General features: G+C 61.1%; 10 protein-coding genes and 1 pseudogene. 8 read left to right on the forward strand and 3 right to left on the reverse strand.

What is annotated here, in order from left to right; genetic code table 11:
* Positions 1 to 2 precede the first annotated feature (2 nt).
* Together ABIC16_RS10385 and ABIC16_RS10390 are read right to left on the reverse strand one after the other, a co-directional pair.
* A complete protein-coding gene (locus ABIC16_RS10385; RefSeq protein WP_354291023.1) occupies positions 3 to 1844 on the reverse strand; it encodes an FAD-dependent monooxygenase in 1842 nt (613 codons plus the stop codon).
* A 387-nt stretch (positions 1845 to 2231) separates the two neighbouring features.
* Positions 2232 to 2984 (reverse strand): IclR family transcriptional regulator, encoded by a 753-nt coding sequence (locus ABIC16_RS10390; protein WP_354291024.1) that lies wholly within the window; start codon positions 2982 to 2984, stop codon positions 2232 to 2234.
* 97 nt (positions 2985 to 3081) lie between these two features.
* Between ABIC16_RS10390 and ABIC16_RS10395 the strand changes: the two are divergent.
* From ABIC16_RS10395 to ABIC16_RS10430, 8 genes and pseudogenes are all read left to right on the forward strand, one after another.
* A pseudogene (locus tag ABIC16_RS10395) lies at positions 3082 to 3868 on the forward strand (2-keto-4-pentenoate hydratase).
* Complete coding sequence (locus tag ABIC16_RS10400) at positions 3865 to 4809, forward strand: acetaldehyde dehydrogenase (acetylating) (RefSeq protein WP_354291025.1); 945 nt, start codon at positions 3865 to 3867, stop codon at positions 4807 to 4809. The pseudogene ABIC16_RS10395 and the gene ABIC16_RS10400 overlap by 4 nt, the downstream one beginning before the upstream one ends.
* On the forward strand, positions 4809 to 5855 hold the full coding sequence (gene dmpG, locus ABIC16_RS10405) for a 4-hydroxy-2-oxovalerate aldolase (protein ID WP_277969703.1): 1047 nt from the start codon (positions 4809 to 4811) through the stop codon (positions 5853 to 5855). The genes ABIC16_RS10400 and dmpG overlap by 1 nt, the downstream gene beginning before the upstream one ends.
* A gap of 91 nt (positions 5856 to 5946) precedes the next feature.
* A complete protein-coding gene (locus tag ABIC16_RS10410; protein ID WP_354291026.1) occupies positions 5947 to 6837 on the forward strand; it encodes an alpha/beta fold hydrolase in 891 nt (296 codons plus the stop codon).
* Positions 6838 to 6849: 12 nt separating this feature from the next.
* The gene (locus ABIC16_RS10415; protein WP_354291027.1) at positions 6850 to 7287 is read left to right on the forward strand and encodes a hypothetical protein; all 438 of its coding nucleotides are present in this window, start codon (positions 6850 to 6852) and stop codon (positions 7285 to 7287) included.
* A 13-nt stretch (positions 7288 to 7300) separates the two neighbouring features.
* On the forward strand, positions 7301 to 8248 hold the full coding sequence (locus tag ABIC16_RS10420; RefSeq protein ID WP_354291028.1) for a VOC family protein: 948 nt from the start codon (positions 7301 to 7303) through the stop codon (positions 8246 to 8248).
* Between the two features lie 618 nt (positions 8249 to 8866).
* Positions 8867 to 11134, forward strand: coding sequence for a TonB-dependent receptor (locus tag ABIC16_RS10425; protein WP_354291029.1), 2268 nt, complete (start codon positions 8867 to 8869; stop codon positions 11132 to 11134).
* A 61-nt stretch (positions 11135 to 11195) separates the two neighbouring features.
* Positions 11196 to 12251 (forward strand): MBL fold metallo-hydrolase, encoded by a 1056-nt coding sequence (locus ABIC16_RS10430; RefSeq protein WP_354291030.1) that lies wholly within the window; start codon positions 11196 to 11198, stop codon positions 12249 to 12251.
* 189 nt (positions 12252 to 12440) lie between these two features.
* Here the strand turns inward: ABIC16_RS10430 and ABIC16_RS10435 are convergent, their stop codons facing one another.
* Complete coding sequence (locus ABIC16_RS10435; RefSeq protein ID WP_354292301.1) at positions 12441 to 12875, reverse strand: hypothetical protein; 435 nt, start codon at positions 12873 to 12875, stop codon at positions 12441 to 12443.
* Between the last annotated feature and the right edge of the window lie 113 nt (positions 12876 to 12988).

Raw genomic sequence — 12988 nt, forward strand, 5'->3', positions numbered from 1 at the left:
CCTTATAGGACGTGAGCAAATGCCACCTGACGGTCGGACGGCTCCACGACCGTTGCGGTGTCAATGCGTTCTTTGTGATCATGACCCAGGACGGTGCGCATCACCTCCGTCAGCTGCGATGCGGCGCTCACATCCCGAGCGCGCCAAGCGACATGTCCGTCAGGCCGTACGAGAACCGCGCCATCGGCGTCGACTTGGCGTTGTCGCGACCAGTGATTGAGGGGATCGCGCACGAAGCCGTATCGCGTACCGACTGGTATCACTACAACGTCGACGCCGGTCTCACGACGGCTGTTCGCAGCGGCTTGGACCCAAGCATCTCCACCGGGTCCGGTCAGCAATGTGAAACGGCCGCGTCCGACGAGGTCAAGCGTCGAGATCTTGCGAAGGCCACGCTCGATCCAAGCATGCGGCAATCGGGCGCCCGGTCGGGTGGTCGCGACATACCCGACATCGGGCGGGCCCTCGATACCCGCTTCCTGTCCTGCTTCGGCGATCAACGCACCGCCCTCGTAGCGATAGCCGACTTCGATACCGAGAGCATTGAACGCGGTCTCCAGCTCATTCGTGCGAAACCGTTCGAAGCCGGCACGAAGCGCGATGCCGGAGGGGCCGTCGTCGCGCAGAGCTTCGATGCGGGATGCAATCTCCTCAGGCGAAGCTTCGCCCTTCATTCCCAACACGTCCCGGAACATGGTCCCGAACTGTGCGACCAGCGAACTGAAGGCGCGATCCACCACGCGCGCACCGATCGGTTGGCGTTCCGTGTCGTACGTATCGAGAAGGGCTGGTGCGGCATGGCCATCCAGCAGAAGCTTGAGCTTCCAGGCGATGTTGTACCCGTCCGCGATCGACGTATTCGAGCCCAGCCCGTTCATCGGCGGATGACGGTGGACGGCATCCCCCGCGCACCAGACACGCCCCTGTCCATAGCGAAGCGCCCACATCCGGTTCGGGCTCCATCGCGAGATTGCCTTGATTTCGATTGCAACATTGGGGTCGCCGATGCCGCGGGCAATGCGGGCGCGTAGCGCTTCCGGGTCGAGCTCACTGTTGACCTGCGCAGGTGGAACATTGAACCCGGTGACCCACTCTGTCCACGGTTTCACCATCACAAACGTGGCGCCGTCGTGCGGGTCTAGTCCCCAGTACATCGTTCCGGGACGGTGCGCGCAATATCGGGTCAGATCCGCCTTGATCCAGATGTAGACGACTTCGCCGATATCGCTGTCCCTGCCGTCGGCGGTATGCCCGTCAAACGGCAGGTCGAGTTTGGTAGCGACAATGCTTCGTGCCCCGTCCGTGCCGATCATGTAGTCGGCACGGATCGTGTAGTGGGCGCCGCCGTGCATCTCGCGAACGGTGGCGGTTACGCCCGTTTCGTCCTGCACGAAATCCTGGAGGTCGTGGCCGTATCGCAATTCCCCGACGCCAGCATCTTCGATTGCGCGCGCCATGATCGGTTCGAGGTGATGCTGCGAAATGTTGACGGATTGGCATGGGCTTGCGCGACGATAACGATCAATATGGTCTTCGCCTGCTCCCCACGCATCTGATCGGAGGATCTCGGGTCCGGCCATCGTGGTGATGTAGGCATTGCTCCACATCATTGCGTTTGGTGTCGCTTCGGCCATCACGTCGTCCTCGATGCCGAGGTCGCGGAAGATCTCCATCGTTCGCTGATTGGTGATGTGCGCGCGCGGCGTATTTGCCACATCGCAGAAACGTTCTAGAACGATGTGGGGAACGCCATAACGGCTGAGCGCCAGCGAAGCGGCTAGCCCCGCGGGGCCCGCTCCAGCGATTAGGACAGGAGTGCGGATGCTGTAAGACTCTGAAGACATAGATCTTCCTCTCCAAGGATCGACCGGCGTGTTTGAACCCGCTCGGTGTTTGGCAAATTTCGAAGTTCAGACGTCCGAGAGGAAATGCTTCCCGTCCGGTCGGACGACCATTGGCAATCAGAATGGTCCGAGGAGGATCACCAAACCAAAATAGCTTGGAGACCCCTCAATACCGTCATCTCGTCCGGGGCCTCGGCTTCAAGGCGCAGCGACCTTGCCCTCTAAGAGTATGCAAATCCGGGGGACATGTCTTTGCCCTAGCGTCTCGAAAAATTGACATGTCGTGTTGGGCCGCTCCGCGGGGTGCGGAACGAGACTTTTCAGCGACCGCTGATGTGCGTGGGACCAAGCACCGGTCTGCCAACCTCGACTGACCTAGGAACCGTTTCAGTCCGTCCCGCCGGTGCCGAGTCTCCGCTCAATCGTCGCGACGCAGCGGCGCAACGCTGCCGGCGGCTCTACCCATTTGGCGGCGGCGCCGGTTACGGACAGCGAAACCGCGGCGATCACGGTGCCACCCGCATCTCTCACCGGCAGGGCGATACAAAAAAGATCCTGTGCAATTTCTTGCTGATCCAGCGCAAATCCGAGTCGCGCGACCTCATCCAGTTCGGCTTGGATATCAGCGGGGTCGATCTTGGTACGATCGGTCAGTGCTATGAACGGTCCGGCTGAAAGGTAGGCGTCGCGCTTGGCTGGATCGATATGAGCGAGCAGAACTTTTCCAATCGCCGAACAATAGGCCTCCAACTGGCCACCCTCAGAGGTGAAGAGCGTTGCGCCCCGCCCCGCCTGTTTGACGAGGTAGGTAACCATTTCGCCATCCCAAATACCGAGATGAGTTGTGGCCCCGCTTTCCGACGCGAGGGCGCGCAGCGTAGGTCGGGAAACGGCTTCCAGGGTGTCTTGCGGATTGCTGCGAGCGACGAGGTTCGCGAGCCGCATGCCGCTGACATAATGGCCCCGTTGGGCCGGGGCGATAAAGCCGCGGCGTACCAAGGCCGCAGCCATTCGGTGGGCGGTCGAAGACGGCAGCCCCAGCGTTTCCGCGGCTGCGCGAAGGGAACCATTCTGGTTACCGCCGAGCAGGGTCTCGAGGAGGTCCAGCATCTTGTCACTTGCTGCGGTGCCACTGTTCATAACAAGTGTCCTACCACAGTGTGAGAGAAGATAGCACCATAAAATTGCTGATTATCACCGCCTGCCATACGTATTGACTGCGCCTGGAGGACAAAAATTGCACGATTACACCCATTCCGCCGCCGCTTTACGCGCGGCTTATCAAACTGGCGCCATAGCCCCGCTACGGGGTGTTCTGGATCCGGCGGATGCGAGCGGCGCCTACGCCGTGCAAGCGATCAACACGCGGTTCTGGTCAAATGCGGGTCGCCGCATCGTCGGTCGCAAGGTCGGCCTGACGGCGAGGGCGGTTCAAATTCAGCTCGGCGTCGATCAGCCGGATTTCGGTGTGCTGTTCGACGATATGATCGTCGCGAACGGAGGTCGGCTGGATCCGTCCCGTACGCTTCAGCCCAAGGCCGAGGCTGAAATCGCAATCGTGCTCGCGACCGATCTCGACGACGTAAATGCAACCCCTGAAACGGTCGCCGCCGCCGTCAAACACGCGGTTGCCGCGATCGAGATCGTCGACAGTCGCATTGCCGACTGGAAGATTACCTTTGCGGATACGGTCGCCGACAACGGTTCGTCCGGTTTCTACGTCTTGGGAGACACACCAAAGCCCCTCGACGGACTGGATCTCTACACGTGCGGGATGGTGATGGAGATCAACGGGGCGATCGTCTCGCTGGGCGCTGGCGCGGCCTGCCTGGGTCATCCTCTCGAAGCGGCCGCTTGGCTCGTTCGCACATTATCGGCGGCAGGCGATCCGTTGCGCGCCGGTGATGTCGTGTTGACCGGGGCGCTCGGAACCGATGGTTGCGCTGACACCCGGTGATCGGGTCGAGGCGAAGATCGGCGGACTGGGAAGTGCTTCGTTCCACTTCGAAAAGGATGTCGCATGACCGCGAAGATCAAGGTCGCGATCATCGGTCCCGGTAATATCGGTTCCGACTTGCTTATCAAGATCATCCGGCGGTCCGAAGTGCTCGAAGTCGCTGCGCTTGTCGGCGTCGATCCCGAGTCCGACGGTCTGAAACGGGCGGAACGGATGGGGATCGCCACCACCGCGGGCGGGATCGACGGTCTGGTCGCCATGCCCGTCTGGCCGGAAATCGGCATCGTGTTCGACGCGACGTCCGCGGGCGCACACGTACGGCATAGCGACATCGTGACGAAGGCGGGCAAGGTCATGGTCGACCTAACCCCAGCCGCGATCGGGCCCTATGTCATCCCGGTGGTCAACGGGGATGCGCATCTCGATGCGCCCAACGTCAATATGGTGACCTGCGGCGGGCAGGCGACGATTCCGATCGTCGCGGCGGTATCCTCGGTCGCAACGGTCCACTACGCCGAAATCGTCGCGTCGATCGCCTCGAAGTCGGCCGGCCCCGGCACCCGCGCAAACATCGATGAATTCACCGAGACCACGTCGCGTGGCATCGAGGAGGTCGGCGGCGCGGCGAAGGGCAAGGCGATCATCATCCTCAACCCGGCCGAACCGCCGATGCTGATGCGCGACACGGTGTTCACCCTGTCCAGCGGCGCCGACGAGGCGACCATCGATCAAGCGGTCGAAGCGATGGTCGCTAAGGTTGCGGCCTATGTTCCTGGCTACCGCCTGAAGCAGCGCGTCCAGCACGAACGGTTCGGCGCCAACAACCCGATCAGCATTCCCGGCCTTGGTACCTACGAAGGGATCAAGACCACCGTTTTCCTGGAGGTAGAAGGGGCTGCGCATTACCTGCCCGCTTACGCCGGAAACCTCGACATCATGACGTCGGCCGGACTCGCGACCGCCGAGAAGATCGCCGCCCGGCGATTGCAGCGGAAGGAGACGGTCTGATGGCGTTCGATCCGATACGGGACAAGCTTTACATCCAGGACGTCACGCTGCGCGACGGGATGCACGCGATCCGCCATCAATATGGCATCGATCACGTCCGCACCATTGCACGCGCACTCGATCAGGCTGGCGTGGATGCGATTGAGGTTGCGCATGGAGACGGCTTGAACGGATCCTCGTTCAATTACGGGTTCGGGCGCTGCACCGACTGGGAATGGATCGAAGCGGTGGCTGAAGTGCTCGAGCACGCCGTGTTGACGACGCTGCTGATCCCGGGGATCGGCACGATCGAGGAGCTCCAACACGCGCATGCTCTCGGGGTGCGCTCGGTGCGGGTCGCAACGCATTGTACCGAGGCCGACATTTCCCGGCAGCATATCATGGCCGCGCGCGACCTCGGCATGGATGTGTCTGGTTTCCTGATGATGGGCCATATGAGCGACCCGGATGCCTTGGCGCAACAGGCCAAGCTGATGGAAAGCTACGGCGCGCATTGTGTCTATGTCACTGACTCCGGTGGCGCGATGAACATGGACGACTATCGGCTCCGGGTGGAAGCCTATGACCGCGTCCTCAAGCCCGAGACGCAGCGCGGTATCCACGCGCACCACAATTTATCGTTGGGCGTCGCCAATTCCATCGTCGGCGCGCAAGGCGGGGCAGTGCGAATCGACGCAAGCCTGGCCGGGATGGGGGCGGGGGCTGGCAATGCGCCGCTGGAGGTGTTCATCGCGGCGGCCGACCGGATGGGTTGGCGTCATGGGTGCGATCTGTACCAACTGATGGATGCAGCCGAGGATCTGGTTCGCCCGCTGCAGGATCGACCGGTCCGCGTCGACCGGGAAACGCTCAGTCTCGGATATGCCGGCGTGTACTCGTCGTTTTTGCGACATGCCGAAAAGGCCGCGATCGACCACGGGGTCGATACGCGCGAAATTCTGGTCGAACTCGGTCGGCGGCGGATGGTCGGTGGGCAGGAAGACATGATCGTCGACGTCGCGCTCGACATCCTTCGATCCAAGTCCGCGATACCGGCCGACGCATAGCATCAACCCGTATCGAGAGTTCGCCTTCGGTCGGGCCCGAAGAAATTCACCATACGGCACACAATACGCTTCGCTCTCAAGGAGACCAGAAATGGCTGACATCGAAACCTCTGCCGTCGCCGGAACAGGGGAACCCACCTTCGAGCAAACCAGTCGCTTCGTGGATACTCCGCGGGGGCGGCTGCACTATAACGAAGTCGGCAATGGACAACCGGTGATCCTGCTGCACGGTTCCGGCCCCGGTGCCACCAGCTGGACCAATTTCCTTCCGAACATCGGCCCGCTGTCGAAGATGTTCCGCGTGATTGCACTGGACGTGCCGGGGTGGGGGCTGTCGGCCCCCAACGACCCGACGGTCACGCCGATGGTCCCATCAGGAACGTTGGCGGTCCTCGCGCTGATGGATGCGCTGAAGATCGACAAGGCGGCGCTGGTTGGCAATTCGATGGGCGGCATGATCGCGCTGCATTTTGCGGAAACACAGAACGATCGCCTGACGCACCTGGTGACGATGGGATCGGGGCTGATCACGATCCCGTCGATCTTTTCCCCCGCCGGCTTGTCGGAAGGGATGAAGGTGCTCGTGCAAGCCTATCGCGACCCAAGTCCCGAGAGCTTCCGCAATCTCATCAAGGTCATGGTCTTCGATTCCTCGCTTGCGACCGACGCGCTGTTTGAAGCACGATCGAAGGCGGCCCTGGCCAATCCCGGCCATCTTACCAACTTCCTCAAGATGTTCGCACACCCCGGCGGCGTTCCCGTAACCGGCGAGGCGGTCGCCGCGCTGTCGAAAATCAAGACGCCGGCGTTGTTCATCCACGGTCGCGACGACCGCGTGTTGAGCATCGAGCATAGTTTGCGGCTTCTGAGCATCGTCCCCAATTCGCGGCTCCACGTGTTCAACCGCTGTGGGCACTGGGCGCAGATCGAGCATGCCAACGAGTTCAACGTGCTCGTCGCCAACTTCCTCGCAAGCAACTGACGAGCTCCCGTTGTGCGCGATCTGATCGGCGAACTGGCGACGTTTCGCAACAGCGTCCGGGTGCCCGTCCGCTTCACGCGCGTCACCTTCGATCTGGGGCGCGCGCGGGACTGGAAAGCCGTCGACATGCTGCTCCAGCGGGAGAACGGCGACACCCAGCGGTGTTCCACGGCAACGTTCAGTGCGCTGTCTGCCGCGGGCGATCCGTTTGCCGTGTGGCTACGAGCGGCGGATGGCAGTGAGACCGGGCCGTTCATAGCGGAAGCGATCGTCACCGGTATCCCGGTCTCGGCGGATTGCTTCGCTTTTTCACGACGGGAAGACCGCTTTTTGGGAGGGCGTAACGATCACATTTCGCGGCGGAAGCGCCGCGGTTGTTCCTTACGCCTGCGACGCCTCGTGATGAGCGGCGATTACCACCGAGTTCAGCACCATCGTCTTTTTCTATAACGGAGAATTGAACATGAGCAGCAGCGCAACAGCCGTACAGCCGGCTCGGGTCAGTCAGATCGGATATCTCGGGCTCGGCGTCTCGAACCTCGAAAAGTGGCGGGAGTTCGCGCAGGAAGTTCTGGGGCTGCAGGACAATGGCGAGTCCGCAAACGGGGATCTCTTTCTGCGCATGGACGATTACCACCACCGGTTCATCCTCAGCCGCAACGATGCCGACGATCTGCTTTACGTCGGGTATGAAGTCCAAGACGAGGATGCGCTCAACGCGGTAGCGGCGCAGTTGCGTGCCTATGGTATCGACGTTCGAGCCGGAAGCCCGGAACAGACGGCGGCCAGGCTCGTCAGTCGGATGATCTGCTTCGATGATCCCGATGGCATGGCGACCGAGATCTATTACGGTCCGCTGTTCGATCATGCGCCGTTCGTTTCGCCACGCGGCATCCCTCGGTTCGTCGCGGCTGAACTTGGGTTCGGCCACATCGTCATCGGCGTGCAGGACAAGGCCTCTTATGTTGACTATCTGACCAAGGGCCTTGGGGGGCGGGTCAGCGATCACATTTCGCTCGCGATTGGGCCGATGACGATCGATCTGACGTTCGTCCACGTCAATCCGCGGCATCACTCCGTCGCCGTGATGGTCCTGCCGGAAATGCCCGGCGCGCCGCCGCCGAAGCGTCTGCAGCACTTCATGCTCGAAGTTGAAGACGTCGATGTCGTCGGTGCGGCGCTGGATCTGTTCAAGCAGCGTGGCATGGCGACCGGCGCGTTGGGGCGTCATGTCAACGACCGGATGCTCTCCTTCTACGCCGATACGCCATCGGGCTTCCACGTCGAATACGGGTATGGCGCTTTGCGGATCGACAATGAAGACGAATGGACCGTCAAAAACTGGCAGGCATCAAGCTTCTGGGGGCACGGCATGCCGCCGCGGTCTCATCCAAAGCCAGGCGAGCAATAAGCCAGGAACGACCAGTCTCGTCGCACCACCCGGACCCTAGCTGGATCTGGAAACGGGCCGGAAGCGGACGTAGCGCATAAACTGTTGTGCCGGGTTGCGGTGCGTTAAGACGTCATCTGACGTTTGACGTGATTGCGACCCGGTTAATTGTTGGGCCGCGTACAACATTTCCGACGAGCCCTAGCGGTGCCGGCAGGAACCACGGCACGCGCGTTGAGCGCGCGTCCGCCTCATCGTTTCAAGCAGGATTTGGTGAGCACCTCGCCCATGCGGTCCTCACCGCGTTGACGGACCGGAAGCGACCGGTCTCCCCCCCCCCACGCAGTTATCCCACATTCTGATAAATCTTTTTGATCGGACGTGTCGCCAACGCACGCATGTCCCAATCCGGAAAGCTGGCGTCCCCGAACATAAAGTCTTTGCGTGAGACCTGACGTAGCATCGGGGCAACCAAAAACGTTAAAACAAATGGGGGGATACATGAAGTCGAGACTACTCGCCACATGTGCGGTCTGTGCTTACGCGCTGGTGTCGCATGGCGCCATCGCTCAAACCACACAGCAGAGCACGCCGGTAACGCCCGCGACGCCCGAAGCCCCGGCCGCTCAGGCCCAGGCGATGGCCCCGAACCCTCTCGCCGCTCCCGAAGCCGGGCTGGCCGATATCATCGTCACTGCGCAGCGCCGATCGGAAAACCTGCAGAAGGCCGCGGTCGCGATCAGTGCCGTCTCCGGAGACGCGCTCGTTTCCGCCGGCGTCGTCAAGCCCGCCGATCTGACATCGATCGTGCCCGCGTTGCAGATCGCGCCATCGGCCGGTTCGTACAGCGTCTTCTATCTGCGCGGTGTCGGCACGCTCGGCGGGACCGCCTTCACCGACGCGGCGGTTTCTTTCAACTTTAATGGCGTCTTTATCGGCCGGGCATCAGGCACCAACGGTTTTTTCTATGACGTCGAACGCGTCGAGGTGCTGAAGGGGCCGCAGGGCACTCTGTATGGCCGCAACGCAACCGGCGGTGCGATCAACGTCCTCGCAAAGCGACCACAGCTGGGCACCTTGGGCGGCAGCGCAACGCTGGAATATGGCAATTACGATGCCCTGCGTCTCGAAGGCGTGCTCAACGTGCCGCTCGGCGACAAGGTCGCCGTACGCGCGGCCGTCAACCGGACGCGGCATGATGGGTATATGAACGGCGGAACCGACGATCAGAACGATCTTGGGGGACGTATCTCCGTACGAGCCGAACCAACCGACACGCTGTCGATCAATATCGTGGCGGATGCCTTCCGCCAGCGTGGCGTGGGCCCGGGCGGGATTGCGATCGAAAGCGGTGTCGAAGATCGCAACGGATATCAGTCGGCGGAGGGGACGGCCTTCGTCACCAAACAGCCCAATCTCCTGCTTGGCCGGACGTTCGCGCCGTATTCGATCCAGTCGTTCCTGCGGAACAGTTTCTGGGGTATTTCGGGCACCGTCGATTGGAAAACCCCGGTCGGCACGGTCACGATCGTCCCGGGTTATCGCGAGTCCAAGCTTCGTAGCCTCAGCAGCGCCGTCGGTTTCTACATCGGACCCCGCGAACAGGATCGCCAGACCAGTCTTGAAGTTCGGTTGGCGTCGGACGACAATCGCCCGATCCGATATTTACTGGGTGGGTTCTTCTACCGTGAAACCAACGACGTGCCGCAATTCTACGTCAACCAGCAGTCCAACGTCGTCAACCAGGTCTACCGCCTGACCAACAAGAACGGCGCCGCGTTCGGTCGATTGACCTGGGCCATCACCCCGGAATTGCGGGTGGGGGTCGGCGGTCGCTACACATCGGAGCACAAGACCCTCGATGGGACGCAGCAAAGTCTGCTCAAGGTTTGCGTGCGCCCAACCACCTATTTCCCCACGTACGTTCCCGGATGCCCCACAGCATCGGTTTTTCCTGTGAACTTCGCCGTGCCGACCCCGAATTTCGATCCCACCATCGACGGCACGATCACGGTACCGAACTTCATTAACAAGACCGGCGCGAACGCGCAGGGACGAACCTTCAACAAGTTCACCTACCGCGTTGGCGCGGACTGGGACATCACGCCTCGGAACTTGCTCTACGCGAGCTACGAGACTGGCTTCAAATCCGGCGGGTTCTACCTGACGGCCGATTCCGGGATCTATCAGCCGGAGAATATCGCCTCTTATACGATCGGCTCCAAGAACCGGTTCTTCGACAACAAGCTCCAGTTCAATCTCGAGCTGTTCTACTGGAAGTACAAGGACCAGCAGATCTCGCACTTCATCCAGGACAGTTCCGGTTCGACGCAGCTCGGGACCGAAAACGTCGGCCAAGCCGATTATAAGGGGATCGAGATCGAGGCACGCTTTCTGCTGACGCGTACGACCGAATTCAACGCCGACGTCCAATATCTCGATGCCAAGTATAAATCCTTCGTCTACCGTGTTCCGAACCAGAATGGCGGCCAGGGTAATGGGACGGCGTGTGCGAGTACGTCGATATCGGCGCTGAGCTACACCGTCGATTGCTCGGGCAAGCGCCCGCCTTATGCGCCCACCTGGACGCTCAATCTGGGGGTGCAACAGACGGTCGATATGTCCAATGGTGGTCAAATCGTTGGCGGCGTTCGATCGCATTTCCAGACGCGAACACTGACCGGCCTCGAATTTACCGAAGTGCAGGTCCAGGGCGCCTATTGGCAGGCAGATGCGCAGGTTGGGTATACCTTCCCGAACAAGCGCATCACGGTCACCGCCTATGCGAACAACATCTTCGACAAGACGGTATTCACGAGCGCATTCCCGGCACCGTTCGGACTGTTCAACAGTGCGCTCCTGCGTCCGCCCCAGACGTATGGCGTGCGCTTGGCGGCGAAGTTCTGAGCTGGTTCGACGATCGAGACATCAGCCATAACCATCTGATCCGGCGGCGAAATGGGGAAGTATGAATCCGAACTTCAAAGTGTCGATCGTTGCCATAGCCACAGCCTTTCTTGCCTCGGCTGGCCAGGCGCAAATCTCTCCACCACAGCAAACGGCCAAGGAGCAACCGGCCGCGAGCAAGGACGGTTCGCTCGCGCGGCTGGTCCTGCTCGGCACAGGCGGGGGGCCGATCGTCCGCGTGAAACGCTCGCAGCCGTCCAACCTCTTGGTGATCAACGGAACGGTCTATTTGATCGACGTCGGGGTCGGGACATTGGGCCGATTGGCGGCGGCTGGCTATCAGCCCGCTGAGGTCGATCAGGTTTTCATTACCCACCATCATCTGGACCATGATGGTGGTCTTGCCGACCTCATGGCTTTCAGTTGCGTCACTGGTCGGAACAACCGTGTAACCGTGACCGGTCCTTACGGAACGGACGACATGGTAAAGGCTGCGAGGGCCTATCTGAAGGTTCCCTTGCGGACCTTCACCGAACAGAGGATTTCGCCTGGCTGCGATCCCGAAACTGCCTTCGCCTCGACGACCGTATCCGCGCCGGGCAAGGTGTTCTCGGATTCGAACGTGACCGTCTATGCTGCGGAGAACACGCATTATTCACAATTCCCGGCGGGTTCGAACACGGCTGATAAGTCGTACAGCTACCGCTTCGACACTGTAGCGGGATCGATCGTTTTTTCGGGTGACACCGGGCCGAGTTCGGCGGTCGCGGCGCTGGCGAAGGGCGCAGACGTTCTCGTGATCGAAGTGATCGACGAAGATGCGACGATGACCGCGCTATTGAACAAAAACAAGATGCTTAGCAGCAACCCAGCGCAGGCTGCCGCCCTCCGCGAGCATATGGCGAAGGAGCATCTCGCACCCGAGGAGATCGGCAAAATGGCCGCGGCGGCTGGGGTGAAGACGGTGGTGCTGACGCATGCCGTTCCCGGTCTCGATGACGAGGTCACGGCGGCGGCCTATGTCAAAGGCATCGACACATACTTTCATGGGTCGATCTATGCCGGACGCGATCTGGACGAATTTTTCTTGCCGCAGTTCCAGGGACAGGCGCGCTGAACGTAGCTGGCGGGCGGAACTGGTATCGATATCGAGGGCGTGAGGAAGGGGGCTAGATGCTCGGACCGTCCCCACCCCTTTTCGCGCACTTCACTCCCGATCGATTAATGCCTTCAGCTTTCGGCGCGCATGCAGTTGGGGCGTATCGGCCTGAAGTTTGATCTCGGGATACTCGATCCCGCGGGAATCTCATCTGAGGGACTTGCTGATCGCGCGGAGGATCACCTTGTCTCCGGTGAAAGCGGTTTCGATCCCGGCCTGCATTGCCGCAATCGCCTCGCTCGGCAGTTTCACGTCCCAACCGAAGAGGTAGTGATATCGATACTTGTCCATGCTGATCGGCGTGGTCGCGTGAACGATGCGGAGGGCGTATTTCGATCGTCCCGCCGGCGTCGGCGCGTCATATTCGATCGTCTCGATAGCGTCGTGAACGGCAGGCGACACGAACTCCCCCTCGGTTACGAACAAATTGGCAGGACGATCGAGTTCCGGTCCCGTGATCGCGCAATGCGCGGGTTGGAGAAGCCGATCGACAAATTCGCTGCGGAATTTGGCAGAGGTCGTGGTGGTCGACACCTTGGGTGGCTTGATCCTGTCGGTGATGCCGAGCGAACCGATGTGGATGAGTGCGTGAGATCGAGGACATTGTCATGCAGCTGCATGTAAATGCCATCCATTTCCAGGGTGCCTGACGCGACGCTCCACGCATCCGAGAGCGCCCAGGCGGTATCGAGCGG

The organism is Sphingomonas sp. PvP055, assembly GCF_040546365.1.
GTDB classification, from domain to species: Bacteria; Pseudomonadota; Alphaproteobacteria; order Sphingomonadales; family Sphingomonadaceae; genus Sphingomonas; species Sphingomonas echinoides_A.

What these genes read in the sequence shown, in the direction of transcription:
- ABIC16_RS10385 (WP_354291023.1), bottom strand. Translation starts at nt 1,844, where the DNA reads ATGTCTTCAGAGTCTTACAGCATCCGCACTCCTGTCCTAATCGCTGGA.
- ABIC16_RS10390 (WP_354291024.1), bottom strand. Translation starts at nt 2,984, where the DNA reads ATGAACAGTGGCACCGCAGCAAGTGACAAGATGCTGGACCTCCTCGAG.
- ABIC16_RS10400 (WP_354291025.1), top strand. Translation starts at nt 3,865, where the DNA reads ATGACCGCGAAGATCAAGGTCGCGATCATCGGTCCCGGTAATATCGGT.
- dmpG (WP_277969703.1), top strand. Translation starts at nt 4,809, where the DNA reads ATGGCGTTCGATCCGATACGGGACAAGCTTTACATCCAGGACGTCACG.
- ABIC16_RS10410 (WP_354291026.1), top strand. Translation starts at nt 5,947, where the DNA reads ATGGCTGACATCGAAACCTCTGCCGTCGCCGGAACAGGGGAACCCACC.
- ABIC16_RS10420 (WP_354291028.1), top strand. Translation starts at nt 7,301, where the DNA reads ATGAGCAGCAGCGCAACAGCCGTACAGCCGGCTCGGGTCAGTCAGATC.
- ABIC16_RS10425 (WP_354291029.1), top strand. Translation starts at nt 8,867, where the DNA reads ATGGCCCCGAACCCTCTCGCCGCTCCCGAAGCCGGGCTGGCCGATATC.
- ABIC16_RS10430 (WP_354291030.1), top strand. Translation starts at nt 11,196, where the DNA reads ATGAATCCGAACTTCAAAGTGTCGATCGTTGCCATAGCCACAGCCTTT.